Genomic DNA, 18,832 nt, shown 5'->3' with positions numbered 1-18,832 from the left:
CTTACAATTACCTTAGTTTTCGTCACCAAGTCCCTTTTCCATTGCTTTCCAAGCTAATGTTGCACATTTAATTCGTGCTGGGAATTTAGCCACACCTTGTAATGCTTCTATATCTTCTAAATCAAATCGGTCAACATCATAGTCTTTACCTAGCATCATGTTTGAAAAAATTTCAGACATTGCAAAGGCTTCATCGACACTTAAGCCTTTAACCGCCTGTGTCATCATCGATGCAGATGCTAAACTTATCGAACATCCTTCACCTACGAACTTAGCATCCGCAATCTTTCCATCTTCAACCTTCATTTGAAGTTGAATACGGTCACCACAAGTTGGATTATTCATATTAACTGTGACAGAATCACCATCAAACTCACCACGGTTACGAGGGTTCTTATAGTGGTCCATAATCACTTGTCGGTATAGTGTATCTAGATTATTATTTAAAGACATCTCCAAAGTACTCCTTTGTTTTTATTAAACCTGTTACAAGAGCATCGATATCTTCTTTCGTGTTGTATAGATAAAAGCTTGCACGTGCAGTTGCTGTTACTTCTAACCACTTCATTAATGGCTGAGCACAGTGATGTCCCGCACGAACAGCAATTCCTTCTGCATCTAATACCGTCGCTACATCATGAGGATGGACGTCATCACAGTTAAACGTTACAAGACCAGCTCTTTCTTTCGGTCCGTAAATTGTTAACCCCTCAATTTCACTCATACGCTCCATTGCATAGGCTGCAAGCTCATGCTCATGAGCTTCAATTGCATCCAATCCGATATCCTCAAGGAAGTCAATTGCAGCGCCAAGTCCAATCGCACCAGCAATAATTGGTGTACCACCTTCAAACTTCCAAGGTAGCTCCTTCCATGTTGACTCTTGTAAGCCAACAAAGTCTATCATCTCTCCACCAAATTCAATTGGTTCCATTTTATCTAGAAGTGCCTTTTTCCCGAATAAAGCTCCAATACCAGTAGGACCTGCCATTTTATGAGCTGAAAGAGCGAAAAAGTCACAATCTAAGTCTTGAACATCAATCTTCATATGAGGTGTACTTTGAGCACCATCAACTACCATCACTGCGCCATGCTTATGAGCGATAGCTGCAATTTCTTTCACAGGATTGATTGTACCTAGAACATTCGATACTTGCATGACAGATACAATTTTTGTATTAGCTGTTACCGTCTTTTCAACATCAGCTAAATCGATCGTACCGTCTTCTTGTAACGGAATATATTTCAGTGTTGCTCCAGTTGCTTTGGCTACTTGTTGCCAAGGAATGATATTACTATGATGCTCCATTGGCGTAATAACAATTTCATCACCTTCTGAAACGTTGGCACGACCATAACTAGATGCAACAAGATTTAATGCAGTTGTTGTACCTCTTGTAAAGATAATTTCTTCAGTTGACTTTGCATTAATAAAAGAACGGACCTTTTCTCTCGCACCCTCATATCCATCTGTCGCGTATGTCCCTAACGTATGGACACCACGGTGAACATTTGAGTTATAGCGACGATAATAATCATCAATTGCTTCAATTACTTGAATTGGCTTTTGTGATGTTGCCGCACTATCTAAATAGACAAGAGGGTTTCCATTTACTTCTTGATTCAAAATCGGGAACAACTGTCGAATTTCTTTAACATTCATTATTGTACTTTCCTTTCGATAACAGCAGTTAAACGCTCTTTTACCGATTCTACAGGAAGTTGTCTTACAACTGGTGCTAAGAAGCCATGAATAACTAAACGCTCAGCTTCTTTCTTAGAAATCCCACGACTCATTAAATAGAACATTTGCAATGGGTCGATACGTCCAACTGATGCAGCATGCCCTGCTGTTACATCATCTTCGTCAATTAGAAGAATTGGATTTGCATCCCCACGTGCTTTTTCACTTAGCATTAATACACGCTCTGTTTGTTCCCCGTTTGATTTAGAAGCGCCATGCTCAATTTTAGTAATACCATTAAAAATTGCTGTCGCTTCTTCTCGCATAACACCATGCTTTAGGATATATCCTTCTGAATGTTTACCATGGTGGAAAATTTGTGTCGTGAAGTTTTGCTTTTGTTTTCCACGACCGATAGACACTGTCTTTGTATCAGCATATGAATTGTCACCAATTAGATGCGTTGTATTTTCTGATACTGTGTTTCCATCGTTTAACTGACCTAATGCCCAGTCTACTCTTGCATCACGGTCTGCATGAGCACGTCGCACGATATACGCTGTAGTTTCCTTTGATAAGTTATCAACTGCACCAAATGAAACTCTAGAACCAGCTTTCGCATATACTTCAGAAACAATGTTTGCTACAGTAGCTTCTTCTCCAAAAGAAATATAGTTCTCTACATATGTAACAGAACTATTTTCTTCTGCAACGACAACGACATGATTGAATAATCCAGCTTTCGCCTCATCTTGCCAGTAAATCGTTTGAAGTGGTTGTGTAACTTCAACGTTCTTCGGTACATAGATGAAAGTTCCACCATTCATTAGTGCCGCATGTAACGCAATAAGCTTATTCTCATCAATAGAAACTGCTTCTCCAAGGTAATACTGCTTTAACAGGTCACCATGCTCTTTAGCTGCAGTTTGAATATCTGTGAAGATAACACCTTTTTCCTTTAAGTGTTCACTTGTTTTATTGTAAATAGTCGAACCATCACGTTGAATTAAAATGTTTTGGTCATCATTAGCTTCACCAATTAACGCTTTAACATCAGCATGTAACTCATCTAGAGATGAAACCGCTGCTTTCTTCTCTACATTATGAGTAAACTCAGTGAAGTTCCACTTTGTAATATTTGTTTTATCTGGTTTTGGAAGTTCAAGTCTTTCCGCTAACTCTAAAGACTGAAGACGCTGTTGTAATAACCAATCAGGTTCCCCTTGGTCTTTAGAGAACTGTTTAATATAATCTTGATCGAACGCTAGTTTCGTTTCGACTGACATACTACCCATCCTCTCCTTACGCTTCTACTTTTTCGTCTTCGATGCCTAATTCTTCTTTAATCCAGTCATACCCTTCTGCTTCTAGTCGCTCAGCAAGCTCATAGCCACCAGATTTAACGATACGACCTTTCATCATTACGTGAACTTTATCTGGCTTGATGTAGTTCAGTAAGCGTTGGTAGTGGGTAATAATAAGACAGCCAAAATCTGGGCTTCTCATTTCGTTAACACCTTGTGATACTACTTTTAATGCATCGATATCTAAACCTGAATCGATTTCATCTAAAATCGCAATCTTAGGCTCTGTCATTAATAGCTGAAGAATTTCGTTACGTTTCTTTTCTCCACCAGAGAAACCTTCATTTAAATAACGTTGAGAAAATGATTGGTCCATCTCTAGAAGTTCCATTTTTTCGTCTAATTGACGAATGAATTTCATTAATGAGATTTCGTCTCCTTCTTCACGCTTTGCATTAATAGCAGAACGTAAGAAATCAGCAGTTGTAATTCCAGGAATTTCACTTGGATACTGCATTGCTAGGAATAGACCTGCTCTTGCACGTTCATCTACTTCCATATCAAGTAAGTCTTTACCATCAAATGTTACTTTACCACTTGTGATTTCATATTTCGGATGACCCATTAATGCAGATGAAAGTGTAGATTTACCCGTACCATTTGGTCCCATAATTGCGTGAATTTCTCCACCATTTATTTCTAAGTTAAAATCCTTTAAAATTTCTGTACCTTCTACAGAAACATGTAGGTTTTCGATTTTTAAGTTCGGTGCTGACATTCTCAATACCTCCAGTTTTTATCTCAAATTGTGCAAGAAACTATATGTTTAAAGCACGATTTAAATTCTCAATCTATTCTCATTACAATCTTATAACAAATCAAAATATACTTCAAGGGTTTCAGCTTTATTTTATATACTTTTTATACATTTATATATAAAAAGTAGCTACTACCTTATTCTTCTTTGTTTATCTTCTCTCTAATATAAAAACTCATTCTACCATTTTGTTTATTGGAATAACGAAAATCCGCCTTTTCTTCCTTTTCAGAAGTTACTAAAGGAAAATAAGAAAAATAAGGAAAACTTACAACTTCTTATTATCCTAAAGTTTCCGTCCTATGTCGAACAATATAACAACTTTATTTTATTAAATAAAAGAGGATGACTACATAAATAGTAGTCACCCTCCTTTATTGTTATCTGCCGTTAACTTCTAAAGCAATTTTATTAGACTTTTTATAGTCTTCCTCGCGAGCCTTTTCAACTTCTAAGCGCTTAGTTAAGCTTCTGTTGTATTCTGCGTAGCCCATCCCATGTGATTGTTGCATCGCCTTTTCCATTTCACCAGTATAATTGGCTTGGATAGTTAAGATAACAAATCATCCCTTCTTTTTTAACTGAGTTTATATACATTCTATAACCTCAATTTATGGAGCATTAAACTCCTTTTTTCTTACAAGTACTATGATAACAAATAGTTCGTAAAGCCCCAACATCGATAAAACGGTAAATTATCTAACAATTAGCGTTGTAAGCTAATCAGACACACTCAACAAACTTTCCTCTAGAATTGTAGTTAATCTCTCCAACATACTAAGGGAGAAAGCAATTATGAGTTATGAGTTATAAGTTATGAATGTAAGAGCCTCTTTTTATATTAATTTTTATAACAAGAAAGAGGCTCCCTAAAAGTAACCAATCCTTTTAGACAACCCCTAAACAAATCTTATACCATTTGTAATTCATAAATCATAATTCATAATTGCTCTACTGAACGTTCTGTCCATTAAACTCACTTAACGCATCTTGAACTAGCGTTACTGCTTGGCTCATTGCTGCTCCACCACCAAATGCTGCTGAGACCCCAACTGTTTCAAGTATCTCCTCTTCACTACACCCTTGGTCAACACAGCCCTTCGTATGATAAATAATGCAGTACTCATCCTGCGAGTAAATACTAATACCAAGAGCAATTAATTGCTTCTCCTTTTGTGACAACTTCCCTTCAGCAAAGCATTCCTCTGTGAAAGCATTATATTTTTTCGCTATTTGAGGCATTTTTTGCGTAAAATGGCCTAACCCTTCTTTATATTCTTGTAATGCCATTTGAATCATGCTACTGTTCTGTTCCATTTATAATTCCTCCCTATGTATACTCAAGACAAATATAGTATCTCTCAATAGAAACGAAATAATGTGTGAGCTTTCAAACAAAAAAAGTAGCCGCTTAATAAACGACTACTTTCTTCTTATATTAAAATGCAGGTACTACGTCGCCTTCCCATTTTTCAAGAATAAAGTTACGAACCTCTTCTGATTGAAGAACTTCAATTAACTTTTGAATTTCTGGACGAGTTTCGTCACCTTCACGTACTGCAACAACGTTCACATACGGATTGTCTTCTGGGCTTTCAACTACAAGTGCATCTGAACCTGGGTGTAATCCTGCACCAAGAGCAAAGTTTGCATTAATGAAAACTGCATCTCCCTCTTCATGTTCATATGCTTGTGGAAGCATAGACGCATCAATGTTTGCACGGAATGTAAAGTTTCTAGGGTTTTCCACTACATCTTCAACTGTTGCACCAATCCCTACACCTTCTGCTAATGTAACTAAACCATGATCTTCAAGAATTGCGAATACACGGCCATGGTCAGGGATTGAATTACTCATAACAATCTCTGCACCTTCTGGAAGCTCATCAATGCTTGCATATTTCTTCGTATATAGACCGAATGGTTCGATATGCATTCCACCAGCGTTTACGAACTCATATCCATGCTCAGCCATTTGTGCTTCTAAGTAAGGTATGTGCTGGAAGTAGTTTGCATCTAATGTTCCATCATCTAACGCTTGGTTTGGAAGTACATAATCTTGGAATGTTTCAATTTGTAAATTAATACCCTCTTCAGCAAGTATAGGCTGTGCGAATTCTAAAACTTCAGCATGCGGTACATTTGAAGCACCAATAACTAGTGTTACCGCTTCTTCAGTTGCTTGCTCTTCTTGTGGTGCATCATCTTGTGCTTCTTCTTGAGCTGGCGCGTCGTTCCCTCCGCCACATGCAACAAGTGCTAATGACAGAACACCTGCTGATAGAAAACTAAAAAACTTTTTCATCTTATTTGCCCCCTATTATCGTTTATCTGTTTTATTTGTAAACCAATCCCCAACCAACTGAATGACATAAACAATCAGTAGAATGGCAATGGTAGCTACCCATACATAATCCCATTGATTTCTCTGGAATCCATCCATAAATGCTAAATAACCTAGACCACCTGCTCCAATTACACCTGCCATTGCTGTATAACTAACGAGCGCAATTGCTGTAACTGTAATACCTGAAGTTAGAGCTGGCTTTGATTCTGGAAGTAAAACCTTCCAAATAATCTCCAAATGACTAGCCCCCATAGATTGAGAAGCTTCGATAACCCCTTTATCAATTTCTCGAAGTGCGATTTCAACCATTCTCGCATAAAATGGTGCTGCACCAACAACCAATGCTGGTACTGCTGCCTTCCATCCGAAAATCGAGCCAACAAAAAACTTCGTAAATGGAATTAACAATATAATTAATATAATGAATGGAACTGAACGAAACACATTTACAAATGCTGCTGTAATTACATGAACCACTTGATTTTGCCAAAGGTTACCCTTAGCTGTAAGGAATAATAACAAACCTAAAATTAGGCCAAAAAATGCAGTTAGTATAACGGATACGAACGACATATAAAACGTCTCTAATGTCGCTTCCCACACTCGTTCCCATCTGATGTTCGGAAATAATTGATTCATCGATCAATCACCTCCACTTCAACTTGCTGTTCCCTTATAAATGAAATCGCTTTTGAAAGTTCATCTTCACTTCCATCAATATGGATAAAGAGTGTTCCGTAAGAACCATCCTGAGTTTGAGAAATTTTCCCTTGCAATATATTAACCTCAACATCAAATTGACGAATCAATTGTGTGATTAATGGACGTTCTGTTTCATCCCCTACAAAAGTTAACTGGACAACTTGACCAGATTCTTTAAGTTGTAAGGAGTCTTTCGTTTCTTCAGGTTCTGTAATTTGCTTTACAAACTCCTTCGTAATATCAGCTTTCGGTTGTCTAAAAACTTCTAATACTGGTCCTTGTTCAGCAATGTTACCTGCTTCAATAACAGCAACTCGGTTACATATCTTTCTAATCACATGCATTTCATGCGTTATTAAGACAATCGTTAATCCTAGCTTTTTATTAATATCTACTAGTAAATCAAGAATTGAATCTGTCGTCTTTGGGTCTAGTGCCGACGTTGCCTCGTCACACAAAAGAACTTTTGGATTATTTGCGAGTGCTCTTGCAATACCAACTCTTTGTTTTTGTCCTCCACTTAATTGAGAAGGATAAGAGTCACCGCGCCCCTCTAGACCAACAAGCTGTATTAATTCTTTTACTCTCTTTTCACGGTCATTTTTTTTAACACCCGCAATTTCAAGAGGGAATGAAATATTTTCTCGTACAGTTCGAGACCAGAGTAAATTGAAGTGTTGAAAAATCATACTAATTTCTTGTCGGGCTTTTCTAAGCTCTTGCCCAGTCATTGATGATAGATTCTTCCCTGCAATAGAAACGGTTCCTTCTGTAGGCCGTTCCAAGTTGTTAAGCATTCTAATAAGCGTACTTTTACCCGCACCGCTATATCCGATTATTCCAAAAATTTCACCTTCGTTAATATCAAGGTTAATTCGATCAATAGCAGTAACCGTTCCATCTCGTGTTTGGAACACTTTCCTGATTTGACTTAAACTTATCAATGTAAACACCCTTATCTTTTTCTCTATTTACTACTATCTCTCTTTCATATCTAGTAATCTAACACTTAGTATACACATTGAAATACCCATAATTAAATATAAGAAAATCTCAAAATTTCGACAAATATAACTATATATCTACAACTGGATTATATAAGCTAACTACACTTGACTTTAGAGATTAAAAAAACCTTCCCGTCATCATCATGAGCAGAAAGGTTTAGTAGCGTATCTGAGCCTTTCTCTCATCTTTCAAAGCAATTTGCTTTGTAGGATTTAGCACCTTACTAAACATGTCAATACATGTTTAAGGTTGCTGGGTTTCATCGGGCCAGTCCCTCCACCTCTCATGATAAGAGTTACATTTAATTAATGTTTAATTTCATGAATGAATCATAGCATGGACAATCTTTTAGTGTCAACGGTTTTTTCTCTTTTTTACGACACCTTTCGCACCTTTTTTTTCCCTTGATCATTGTCATAACGACGAAAGACCAAAAAGAAGTAAATTGAACCAATTAAGTAAAGAGCTCCCGTAATCGAAAAAACGATAGCATAGCCATAATAAGAGCCATGAAGCATAACAATGGTCATCGAAACAGGACCCATGACAGCCCAGCCCAATTGGAAGACCATCTGTCCTACTGAGTTTGTTAACCCTTTTATTGAATCATCAACACTTCTCATCATTAACGACATTTGAATAGGGTTTCCAGCATTCATTAATGCCTGTCGAAACAGAAAACCAATCACAGCAATCCAGAGGTTTTCTGTGTAAGCAGTTAATAATAAGAAAGGCAATGATGACAATTGCAATATGACAACCGCTTTTACTTCACCAAACCGCTGAACTACAGCAGGACCAATCATAAATGCGACCGCCGTCATACCCTGGCCAAGGGAAAGAATTAGCCCAACAAGAGATTTGCTAATTTCAAACCGGTCAGTAAAATAAATGTTTAAATAAGGTATCACAAGACCAGAACCAAAACCAATCAAAATTTGAGCTACCGCAAATAACGCTATAATTTTAATTCCAGATTTATGCGTAGTGACTAACTTTTTTAAAGAGCTTGCTGCTGATTTTTCTGTTTTCAACTTACGAGTTTCACAGATTTTCAATATTGGCCACAATGCCGCAAAGAAGAAGATAGAACCAATTAATAACGTAATTCTTACACTTGTAAGAGTGTCAATTGTAAATACAAATTGAAATAAATCTGTTAAGCCTCCACCTAAAGCATTACCAATGACATTAGCCACCATAATAACCGCAAAGTTAAAACTAAATAAGTGTACTCGTTCCTTCTCTGTAGAGTTCTCAGCTAACAATGGTATAGAAGCTACTTGAATACAGGCCATAAACAGTCCTGTCATAAATGCTGTATATAATAGTGAAGACTCTGTCACCAGAATCGCCCGTAATAATAAACTAGCTGCTGTAAAGATTGCACCAATAAATATGATTTTTTTTCGTCCATACCGATCGCTTAAAATCCCTGCTGGTAATAAAGCTAATGCAGAAGCCGTTGCTGTCATCGCAATAACTTTGCCGTTCATCTGGTCATCAAAACCTAATTCTCGAACGTAGTAATTATAAATAACCATAAATATTCCCATGCCGATATTACCTAGGATAGAAGCAAGTAGAAATAGGCGAACATTTTTATTGTAATTCTTAAACTGGATTTTCCAGTCTCCAATAAATTGACTCATTTTAAAAGTCCTTCCATCATTTCGTATCCCTAAATAATAATAAACTATTTCGGGTTTAGAAAGACTTTTATTAGTATTACGCCACTATCTCTTCATTTTTTGTTTTCCTTTTATATATAAATTTCGACAATTGTACACTGCATTCATGGAGAAAAAGCAAAGGAATGGTAGCTGTAAGAAATTAAAAAAGACTGTGAAGCAATAAATCTGCTTCTACAGCCTTTTTCACTTTAACACCAACCCATGTCGCAACCTTCAACATATTGCTTTTCCTTTTCAGGGTGGTCATTTTCATATCTATATACTTTATTCTCTTCAAACTCAAAGTCCTCTGCCATCTCATATTGATTTCCTTGATTGGTCATCACAATCTTTCCAACCTTCGCCTCATCAATATACAGATTCATTGCACCATTCTCAAGCTTCCCTTCAACCTTACTCGTTACATCGACCTTCTTCAAATGATTATCATTCATTACTATGACCTCCTCTGGAGTTCGTTATAGTTACGATACCCAAAGGAGAAGAGAAATAAACAAATTACAAAATAATGAGTTCTGAATTCCGAATTTAATTTATAACTTATAACTCATAACTCAGCATTAAAAAAAGACAGCCTCAGCTGTCTTTTTTGTGCTCTTAGTCTTCAGATACCATTTTCTCGTACGCTTCAGCAGACATTAGTTTGTCTAATTCAGAAGCGTCAGAAGGTTCAACTACGATCATCCATGCTTTTTCGTAAGGCGACTCGTTTACGAATTCTGGTGAATCGTCAAGGTCTTCATTGATTTCAACTACTTTACCGCTGATAGGAGCGTAAAGCTCTGAAACAGTCTTAACTGATTCAACGCTACCAAATGGCTCGTCAGCTTCGATTTCGTCACCTACTTCAGGTAATTCAACGAATACGATATCTCCAAGTTCTGACTGTGCAAAGTCCGTAATTCCAATACGTACTTTGTCCCCTTCAGTTTTTACCCATTCATGCTCTTCTGAATACTTTAGTTCTTTTGGTAAATTCATTGTAATCCCTCCATAATTATGTACTCACGTTTACTATAGTATATTTAGAAAGCTTTCACAACTGAGATTTTATTATTTCCACGTCTGTTCAAAATCCTCTTCTTTAAAACCTACAGTTACCTTTTCTCCATCTGTCACAATTGGACGTTTGATCAGCATACCATCGGTTGCTAGTAAATCAAGTAATTCTTCATCAGAACTCGATTTGACCTTATCCTTTAAACCAAGCTCGCGATATTTTTTACCACTTGTATTAAAGAATTTTTTTATCTCTAATCCACTTTTCTTATATAATTCTTCTAGCTGTTCTCTTGATGGTGGGTTATCAACAATATGTACGTCATTATATTCTACCCCATTTTCTTCAAACCATGCCTTCGCTTTACGACAAGTACCACATTTTGGATACCAATAAAAAGTTAGAGCCACTCTTTATTCCCTCCCTTCTTATTGTAATAAGAGGCAAACATACCTCTTATCACAATTGTTTCCACTGAAATAATTATTGACTATAATTAGGTACAATACAACTGTTTTGCCTAGTAATTTGTCGATATTTTGGTCGTCTATAACTAATTTTATAGTGCATTAGCTATGATTTTTTCTATCTCCTATAACTTCTTGTTCCCAAACGGTTTGCATTTGATCTGCCACAGTTATTCCACTATCTAGCTCTTTACTGAATTCCTCTACAGCTGTCAAATTCTCATCCTGTATAATTTCATTTTTAGGCTTTTTCATTATTCTCAGTCCTTCCTACGCTAGATAAATATGTTTATTATCTGTTCATTGCCTAGAGTTATTATATGAGCATGGGATTTTTTTAAACGAATGAACCAGAACAAAGAAGCCCCAATATATGGGACTTCTTTGTTCTTAACTAGAGAGGAGAATGCTTCCTTTAAGAAAGGAGAATATATTTTTTTTGAGTTTTACCTCAAATTGAATAACAGTACTTAATTGTGGCTTTACGCCTAATTAGGAGGAATATCCCTAACTAGGCAGCTAATAAAAAGATAAAACAGCCTTTTTTGTAAAATACTTATACTACATATCTTTCAGCTTCAAGTACATTGGCTGCAATTTCACGTTTTTTGTGTACTACATTGATTGGCGTGTGGCGAGTTAACTTACGTAAGATTGAAAGCATTGTACGTAGAGTATCTCCTTCTTCCATTGTAATAAGAGATTCTTTCGCATATGCCTCAATTCGATTAAATGCTTCTTGACAATATACTTCAGTTAATAAAACTTTATTCGCATTTTTATCAGCACCAGTTTTGTTAATTGCCTTCTCTGTTCGTAAAATAACTGACTCCATAGAGAAGATATCACTAACAATATCAGCTACTTTTGCTAGGATTTCTTGCTCATGCTGAAGCTTTTGTTGATACTTTTGAGCTCCAGTTCCAGCAACCATTAAAAAGATTTTCTTTGCCATTTTTAGAAGGTGCTTCTCTTGGTCTAATGGCTCATTACCAACTTCCTCAGGCATCATTATCATAAGCTCTTCTTGAAGAGCAGTTGCCTTCTCTAGTAATGGTAATTCACCTTTCATTGCTTTACGTAAAATTGTACCTGGAACTAATAAGCGGTTAATTTCATTTGTTCCTTCAAAGATACGGTTAATACGAGAGTCACGATACATGCGCTCAACCTCGTACTCAGCCATAAAGCCATAACCACCATGAATTTGAACAGCTTCGTCAACGACAAAGTCTAGTGTTTCTGAACCTGATACTTTATTTAAAGAGCACTCAACTGCATACTCAGCAATTGCTTTCGCTACTTGGCGACCATCTTTTTGTTCCTCATCAGTCAAGCTACTTAATCTATCTTCAAACAATCCACCAGTACGATAGATAGAGCTCTCAGCTGCATACGTTAGAGATGCCATTGTCGCTAGCTTTTCTTGGATTAATGTAAAGCGCGAAATTGGAGTCTTAAATTGTTTACGCTCATTTGCGTATTTTGCAGCAAGCTCAATCCCTCTTTTCGATGCTCCCACACAACCAATTCCTAGCTTATAACGTCCAACATTAAGGATATTGAAGGCAATTACATGTCCCTTGCCTATCTCACCAAGAAGGTTTTCCTTTGGTACTAATGCATCTTCTAAGATTAATGTTCTTGTTGAAGAACCTTTAATCCCCATTTTCTTTTCTTCCGGACCAGTTGAAACCCCTTCATAGTCCTTTTCTACAATAAAGGCACTAAATTGTTCACCATCAACCTTTGCATAAACTACGAATACATCAGCAAAAGCAGAGTTTGTAATCCATTGCTTTTCACCGTTCAATACGTAATGTGTACCAGCGTCATTTAAGACAGCTGTTGTTTTTGCCCCTAATGCATCAGAACCTGAACCTGGCTCCGTTAACGCATATGCAGCAATTGATTCACCAGATGCTAAACCAGGTAAATACTTTTGCTTTTGCTGATGGTTTCCAAAGAATACGATTGGAAGAGAACCAATCCCTACATGGGCACCATAGCTTAATGAAAAGGAACCGGCACGAGAGAATTTTTCTGTAATTATCGATGAACTAATTTTGTCTAATCCAATCCCACCGTATTCTTCTGGAACATCTGTCCCTAGTAAACCAAGCTCACCAGCTTGTGTTAATAAGCGTCTTGAAATATCAAATTGATGTTCTTCAATTTTCTCAAGCTCAGGAACAACATCGTTTACAACGAATTCTTCCGTTGTTTTTCCGATCATTATATGCTCATCTGTGAAATCCTCTGGAGTAAATACCGAATCTGCTGCAACATCCTCTATTAAAAAGCTACCACCTTTAACTAATCTTTCCTTTGTATCTGCCATTAAAATTCCTCCCTTATTTTCTACTAGAGAATCAGGCTCGAGCTAGTAACTCTTCCTAATACCCTTTTACTATTTACGCTAACGCTCGAATTTTATAGAAGTTCAAATACGCCGGCTGCACCCATTCCTCCACCGATACACATTGTGACTACTCCAAATTGTTCATTACGACGTTTCATTTCATGAATTAGTGAAAGTGTTAACTTAGTACCACTACAACCCATTGGATGCCCTAACGCAATCGCTCCGCCATTTACATTTACTTTTTCAAGGTCTAGCTCAAGTGCACGAATGACTTGGAGAGATTGAGAAGCAAATGCCTCATTTAACTCAAATAATCCAATATCACTCATTTCTAATCCCGCTAGCTTTAATGCTTTCGGAATTGCTTCAATTGGTCCTACACCCATAATTTCTGGTGCAACTCCTGCTAGTGCAAAGGAACGGAACTTCACTAAAGGTTTAAGTCCATTCGCTTCTGCCTCTTCACGGTCCATCACTAATACGGATGCACCGCCATCACTCATTTGCGAAGAGTTTCCAGCAGTTACCGTACCCTTTGGATGGAAAGCTGGACGTAACTTCCCAAGAGTCTCAATGGTAGTATCAGCACGAACACCTTCGTCCTTTGAGAACGTAACTTTCTTTTCTTTTAATTTATTATCTGAACCTACAGAACGTAATGTCACTTCCACAGGAACAATTTCATCATCAAATCTTCCTGCCGCAATTGCAGCAGCAGCTCTACGGTGGCTTTCAGCTGAAAATGCGTCTTGGTCTGCACGACTTACTTCAAAACGTCTCGCTACTTCCTCTGCTGTATAACCCATTCCCATATAGTATTCTGGAGAATTCTCAACAAGGGTTGGGTTAGGTGATACAACATGCCCAGTCATCGGAACTAGACTCATAGATTCTGCCCCACCTGCAATTATTGCTTTTGCATGACCGACCATAATACGTTCTGAAGCCATTGCAATACTTTGTAATCCTGATGAACAATATCTATTAATTGTCATTGCAGGGACTGTATTTGGCACACCTGCTAGTGCAGCAATATTCCGAGCCATATTTAATCCTTGCTCAGCCTCTGGAATCGCACATCCAAAAATCACATCTTCTATTTTTGACGCATCATAGCCCGAGCGCCTTAAAGTTTCCTTAACAGTGATAGCCCCCAAATCATCGGGTCTAACATTTGCTAATGTACCTCTCTTCGCTTTACCGACTGGTGTTCTTGCACCAGCAACAATTACCGCTTCTCTCAAAGACATTCCCTCCATTTCGCTATAAATCAGTTCGAATTTAATGTAAAAGGTAAAACCGTCCTTACTCATCGGGCAATGGCTCCGTTCGTTGCGCGACTAATATGAGAAAACCACTCATAATTGCCTTAAAAAGATTGCAGCGACTTCGCTCATTGCTTCGAATTTAATGTAAAAGGTAAGAACGTCCTTTTACATTAAATTCTCTAGTTACGTAATGGCTTTCCTTTTGTTAGCATGTATTGCATACGTTGTTGTGTTTTTGGTTCGGCTACTAAGCTTAAGAACGCTTCACGCTCTAAGTCTAATAAATATTGCTCATCTACGTATGTTCCTTTTGGTACTCGACCTCCGGCTAATACGAAGGCTAATTTTTCTGCTATTTTTAAATCGTGGTCTGATATTAAGCCCCCGAATTTCATTGTCTTCGCTCCAAGTAACATTGTTGCATAACCAGTTTCTCCAACTACTGGGATTTTGTTGCGTTGTTTTGCAACATATCCTTGTTGTGATAAGTGAAGAACTTCCTGTTTTGCTGAATGAATCACATGGTCACCATTCATTGTGATTCCATCTCGTTCACTTAAGAAGCTATTGTCTCTAGCTTCTGCTGCAGAAGTTGCTACTTTTGCCATTGCAATCGTTTCAAACGTTTTGTTCGCGGCAGCCTGTAAATCTAATGGAGTTCCATCAGCATGTCGCTCAAGGTTTCGAAGGTATAATTCCTTGTTACCTCCCCCACCTGGTATTAAGCCAACTCCAACTTCTACTAAGCCCATGTATGTTTCTGATGATGCTTGAATGCTAGCAGACGGTAAACATACCTCTGCTCCACCACCTAAAGTCATTTGGTGTGGTGCTGTTACAACTGGTCTTGATGAGTAACGGATTTTTGCCATAGCATTCTGGAATTGACGAACAACTAAATCAATTTCAGGATAGTTATCATCCTGTGCTTCCATTAAGATAAGCATAAGGTTTGCACCGACACAGAAGTTCTTCCCTTGGTTTCCGATTACAAGGCCTTTATAGTTCTTTTCCACTTCATCAATCGATTTATTTATCATTTGTAGTACGTCTAAGCCGATTGAATTGTTTGGTGAATGGAATTCTAAGCATGCAACGTCATCACCTAGGTCTATTAAAGAAGCTCCACTATTTTTCAAAATTACGTTATTGTCACCCTTAAGCCCTTTTAGATTAATGGCTTTTGGATTAGTTTTAATTGTCTTGTACTCGCCTTTGTGGTAAAAACTGTCTCCTTTATAGAAGGAGGTATCTCCACTACTGATCATCTCTTTTATCCAAGTTGGTACAGTTTCTCCTTCTTCCTCCATACGAGCGACTGATTTTTCAAGTCCAATTGCATCCCATGTTTCAAACGGCCCAAGTTCCCAACCGAAGCCCCATTTCATCGCTTGGTCTACAGCTTGGATATCATTTGCTATTTCATCGATTTTTTCCGCTGAATAAATTAGCACTGGCTTAAGGAGATTCCATACAAGCTCTCCAGCTCTGTCCTTTGCATAAGCAAGAGTTTTGATTTTTTCTGGTAGCTTCTTTGCTTGCTTTGCTGCTTCTACTGAAGCGGCTTTCAGCTTCTTGCGTTGAACATACTCTAATGTATTTGGGTCTAACTCTAAGATTTCGCTTCCCTTTTCTCCCTTTTTCTTAAGGAAAAATCCTTGACCTACTTTACTTCCGATCCAACCATTTTCATTCATTGATTGCATAAAAGCAGGAGCTTCGAATACGACTTTCTCTTTTCCTTCTACATTGTCATAAACGTTCTTAATTACGTGTATAAATGTATCTAAGCCGACTACATCCAATGTACGGAATGTTGCACTTTTCGGACGGCCAATTAATGGACCTGTAACTGAATCAACTTCACCTACTGAATAGCCACCTTTCAGCATTTCAGACACCGTCACTAATAATCCGTACGTTCCAATTCGGTTCGCAATAAAGTTTGGTGTATCTTTACATTCGACAACACCTTTTCCTAGTGTATCTTCAGCAAACGCTTTCATAAATTCAATTACTTCATCCGCAGTATCATTCGCCGGAATAATCTCAAGTAATTTTAAATAGCGTGGTGGATTGAAGAAATGAGTACCTAAAAAGTGTGCTTTAAAGTCATCAGACCGACCTTCTGACATTGCATTTATTGAAATACCTGATGTATTTGAACTCACTATTGTTCCTGGTTTTCTATAAGTATCAACTTTTTCAAATACCTTTTTCTTTATTTCTAGATTTTCAACTACTACTTCGATAATCCAATCAACTTCACCTAATCGTTCCATATCATCCTCAAGATTACCGGCTTCAATTAGGTTTATGTTTGATTTAGTAGTTAACGGTGCTGGCTTTTGTTTTAATAACTTTTGTCTATTTTCATAACTAATTCGATTACGAACTAATTTATCTTCCAACGTTAATCCTTGTGCCTCTTCTTTTGCAGATAGCTCTCTAGGCACTATATCTAAAAGCAAAGTAGGAATACCAATGTTAGCAAGATGTGCAGCTATCCCCGATCCCATAACACCTGAGCCCAAAACTGCCGCCTTTCGAATTTGACCAACCATACTTGTCCTCCTTCTCGTAACCTTGAATGAATACTCATTCATTTTTATAATAAAAAATTTTTGTTACTTTTTTTTCGTTAATTACACTATAAAACATTTCTAATAATTTGGCAATAGTAAATTCAGAAAATTTACATAAAATCTTTTTTTGATAATTGTAACTTGTTATAACTTCCTCTATTTGAAACATACTAATCTTGATCGATTGATACAAAGTGGATAAGAGAGAGTTCCGCTCTCCCCTTTTCCAAAGAAAAAAGGAGGATGATTATGCAACAGCAGCAAAATGTAACCCAACAACAAGGCATCATGCCCCAACCACCAAATGTAGTTACAAGTAAGGACCACCTCTATATTAGTGATATGTTATCTTGGAATTTACTTGCAATGAAAAAATGTAACTTCTTTGCCCAGCAATGCATGGATCCTGAAGTAAAAAACGCAATCCAAAAGGCTGGACAAATGCATGAGAGACATTACCAAAAATTATTAGGCCATTTGCAAAGCCAAAATCAACCTAGCCAAATGCAACAACAGCAACTTCAATAATCAATAGGAGTGATGAAGGATGAACCAACAAAACAAAATTCAAAACCCTAAAACAGAAGTACCAGAAACTCCACAAATGTCTGACCGTGACTTTATAAATGATATTTTGGCTACAGAAAAATATATGACTAGTTCTTATAGCACTGCGATGAACGAAGCTAGTCATGAAAATTTATACCGTGATCTTAGTGCAATCGCAAATGAGTCTCAAAATTGCCAAAGAGAGCTATTTAACACGATGTTTAAAAAAGGTTGGTATTCTTTTGAGGCAACTCCTCAAGAGAAATTACAACAATCATACCAGCAATTCTCTGGCTACACGAATCAATTTCCTTACAGCAATACTAACACGATGTCTTAAAAAATAGTTTCAGCAATGGTGTCTCCCAACACCATTGCTTTTTTTAATACATTCCACCTCTATAGGGTTGTACATAATACATTTCTCAAAGTTACTTAATATTTCGCAAAAGTTCTGTTCTAAATCATCGTCCCCCTCAATATAATCTGAAGGATGCAAAATCATAATAAGGGGGAAGCACTTAGATGAATAAGTTTACAACGAGAAAGTATTATTACCCTTATGTCAGTCCCTTTGATCCATGTCCTCCAATTTTAAAAAAGCCTTATTCCACACCACCAAATCTCTATGTCGGCTACCAACCATATGGCACTCCTCAATTTTCGTCTCCTAGAGAAGCACTGTACGCCGGTACGCTTTGGCCAATTTTTTACGATCCATACTACAGCCCTTACAAACACCATAGAGAAAGTCAGGAGGGTGGAGAATGAAACAACAAAAACAGCTTCCAAAAGAATTTTATCAGCTAATGGAAGAACTACAGTCGGTTGACTTTGTTTTATTAGAATTAACATTATACCTCGATACTCACCCTGATGACTCCGATGCCATCAACCAATTTAATCACTTTTCGCAAATAAGACACCAGCTTCGATGCCAGGTTGAACAAATATACGGACCATTACTCCAATACGGTCAAAGTCCAAGTGCCTATCCTTGGAATTGGAACGAAGGCCCTTGGCCATGGCAGATATAATTACG

General features: G+C 37.4%; 21 protein-coding genes and 1 riboswitch. Of the genes, 4 read left to right on the top strand and 17 right to left on the bottom strand.

What is annotated here, in order from left to right; all coding sequences use genetic code 11:
- Nucleotides 1-12 precede the first annotated feature (12 nt).
- From sufU to CD003_RS17325, 17 genes are all read right to left on the bottom strand, one after another.
- A complete protein-coding gene (gene sufU / locus CD003_RS17395) occupies nucleotides 13-453 on the bottom strand; it encodes a Fe-S cluster assembly sulfur transfer protein SufU (RefSeq protein WP_096202835.1) in 441 nt (146 codons plus the stop codon).
- Nucleotides 440-1,663, bottom strand: a complete 1,224-nt coding sequence (locus CD003_RS17390) for a cysteine desulfurase (protein ID WP_096202519.1) — start codon at nucleotides 1,661-1,663, stop codon at nucleotides 440-442. The genes sufU and CD003_RS17390 overlap by 14 nt, the downstream gene beginning before the upstream one ends.
- On the bottom strand, nucleotides 1,663-2,970 hold the full coding sequence (gene sufD / locus CD003_RS17385) for a Fe-S cluster assembly protein SufD (protein WP_096202518.1): 1,308 nt from the start codon (nucleotides 2,968-2,970) through the stop codon (nucleotides 1,663-1,665). Before sufD ends, CD003_RS17390 begins: the two co-directional genes overlap by 1 nt.
- Before the next feature lie 16 nt (nucleotides 2,971-2,986).
- Nucleotides 2,987-3,766, bottom strand: coding sequence for a Fe-S cluster assembly ATPase SufC (gene sufC / locus CD003_RS17380; protein WP_096202517.1), 780 nt, complete (start codon nucleotides 3,764-3,766; stop codon nucleotides 2,987-2,989).
- Nucleotides 3,767-4,185: 419 nt separating this feature from the next.
- Nucleotides 4,186-4,329: a hypothetical protein gene (locus CD003_RS21995; protein WP_179295606.1), complete on the bottom strand. Its 144-nt coding sequence runs from the start codon at nucleotides 4,327-4,329 to the stop codon at nucleotides 4,186-4,188.
- 427 nt (nucleotides 4,330-4,756) lie between these two features.
- Nucleotides 4,757-5,122: a carboxymuconolactone decarboxylase family protein gene (locus CD003_RS17375; protein ID WP_096202516.1), complete on the bottom strand. Its 366-nt coding sequence runs from the start codon at nucleotides 5,120-5,122 to the stop codon at nucleotides 4,757-4,759.
- 121 nt (nucleotides 5,123-5,243) lie between these two features.
- Nucleotides 5,244-6,110, bottom strand: coding sequence for a MetQ/NlpA family ABC transporter substrate-binding protein (locus CD003_RS17370; RefSeq protein WP_096202515.1), 867 nt, complete (start codon nucleotides 6,108-6,110; stop codon nucleotides 5,244-5,246).
- Nucleotides 6,111-6,125: 15 nt separating this feature from the next.
- Entirely contained in the window at nucleotides 6,126-6,791 is a 666-nt protein-coding gene (locus tag CD003_RS17365) for a methionine ABC transporter permease (protein WP_096202514.1), read from the bottom strand.
- Nucleotides 6,788-7,798, bottom strand: a complete 1,011-nt coding sequence (locus CD003_RS17360) for a methionine ABC transporter ATP-binding protein (RefSeq protein WP_096202513.1) — start codon at nucleotides 7,796-7,798, stop codon at nucleotides 6,788-6,790. The genes CD003_RS17365 and CD003_RS17360 overlap by 4 nt, the downstream gene beginning before the upstream one ends.
- Nucleotides 7,799-8,040: 242 nt before the next feature.
- Nucleotides 8,041-8,157: riboswitch (SAM riboswitch) on the bottom strand.
- A gap of 79 nt (nucleotides 8,158-8,236) precedes the next feature.
- Nucleotides 8,237-9,514 carry an MFS transporter gene (locus CD003_RS17355; RefSeq protein ID WP_096202512.1) on the bottom strand — a complete coding sequence of 426 codons (1,278 nt, stop codon included), beginning with the start codon at nucleotides 9,512-9,514 and terminating at the stop codon, nucleotides 8,237-8,239.
- Between the two features lie 230 nt (nucleotides 9,515-9,744).
- Nucleotides 9,745-9,990, bottom strand: coding sequence for a YusG family protein (locus CD003_RS17350; protein WP_096202511.1), 246 nt, complete (start codon nucleotides 9,988-9,990; stop codon nucleotides 9,745-9,747).
- A gap of 163 nt (nucleotides 9,991-10,153) precedes the next feature.
- Nucleotides 10,154-10,537 (bottom strand): glycine cleavage system protein GcvH, encoded by a 384-nt coding sequence (gene gcvH, locus CD003_RS17345; RefSeq protein WP_096202510.1) that lies wholly within the window; start codon nucleotides 10,535-10,537, stop codon nucleotides 10,154-10,156.
- Between the two features lie 72 nt (nucleotides 10,538-10,609).
- Nucleotides 10,610-10,966 carry an arsenate reductase family protein gene (locus CD003_RS17340; RefSeq protein ID WP_096202509.1) on the bottom strand — a complete coding sequence of 119 codons (357 nt, stop codon included), beginning with the start codon at nucleotides 10,964-10,966 and terminating at the stop codon, nucleotides 10,610-10,612.
- Between the two features lie 159 nt (nucleotides 10,967-11,125).
- Nucleotides 11,126-11,278: a hypothetical protein gene (locus CD003_RS21990; protein WP_179295605.1), complete on the bottom strand. Its 153-nt coding sequence runs from the start codon at nucleotides 11,276-11,278 to the stop codon at nucleotides 11,126-11,128.
- A gap of 301 nt (nucleotides 11,279-11,579) precedes the next feature.
- Entirely contained in the window at nucleotides 11,580-13,364 is a 1,785-nt protein-coding gene (locus CD003_RS17335; protein ID WP_096202508.1) for an acyl-CoA dehydrogenase family protein, read from the bottom strand.
- Between the two features lie 92 nt (nucleotides 13,365-13,456).
- Nucleotides 13,457-14,632, bottom strand: a complete 1,176-nt coding sequence (locus CD003_RS17330) for an acetyl-CoA C-acetyltransferase (RefSeq protein WP_096202507.1) — start codon at nucleotides 14,630-14,632, stop codon at nucleotides 13,457-13,459.
- Between the two features lie 203 nt (nucleotides 14,633-14,835).
- Nucleotides 14,836-17,220 (bottom strand): 3-hydroxyacyl-CoA dehydrogenase/enoyl-CoA hydratase family protein, encoded by a 2,385-nt coding sequence (locus CD003_RS17325; RefSeq protein WP_096202506.1) that lies wholly within the window; start codon nucleotides 17,218-17,220, stop codon nucleotides 14,836-14,838.
- Between the two features lie 270 nt (nucleotides 17,221-17,490).
- Between CD003_RS17325 and CD003_RS17315 the strand changes: the two genes are divergently transcribed.
- The 4 genes from CD003_RS17315 (at nucleotide 17,491) to CD003_RS17300 (ending at nucleotide 18,827) form a co-directional block, all read left to right on the top strand.
- Nucleotides 17,491-17,769, top strand: a complete 279-nt coding sequence (locus CD003_RS17315; protein ID WP_096202504.1) for a hypothetical protein — start codon at nucleotides 17,491-17,493, stop codon at nucleotides 17,767-17,769.
- A 19-nt stretch (nucleotides 17,770-17,788) separates the two neighbouring features.
- Nucleotides 17,789-18,130, top strand: a complete 342-nt coding sequence (locus CD003_RS17310) for a spore coat protein (RefSeq protein WP_096202503.1) — start codon at nucleotides 17,789-17,791, stop codon at nucleotides 18,128-18,130.
- Between the two features lie 185 nt (nucleotides 18,131-18,315).
- On the top strand, nucleotides 18,316-18,561 hold the full coding sequence (locus CD003_RS17305) for a spore coat associated protein CotJA (RefSeq protein WP_096202502.1): 246 nt from the start codon (nucleotides 18,316-18,318) through the stop codon (nucleotides 18,559-18,561).
- A complete protein-coding gene (locus CD003_RS17300; protein WP_096202501.1) occupies nucleotides 18,558-18,827 on the top strand; it encodes a spore coat protein CotJB in 270 nt (89 codons plus the stop codon). Before CD003_RS17305 ends, CD003_RS17300 begins: the two co-directional genes overlap by 4 nt.
- The last annotated feature ends 5 nt before the right edge of the window (nucleotides 18,828-18,832 follow it).

Source organism: Bacillus sp. FJAT-45350 (assembly GCF_002335805.1).
GTDB lineage: Bacteria > Bacillota > Bacilli > Bacillales > NISU01 > FJAT-45350.
Note: the sequence above shows the minus strand (reverse complement) of the source record. Positions and strands in the feature narration are given on the sequence as shown.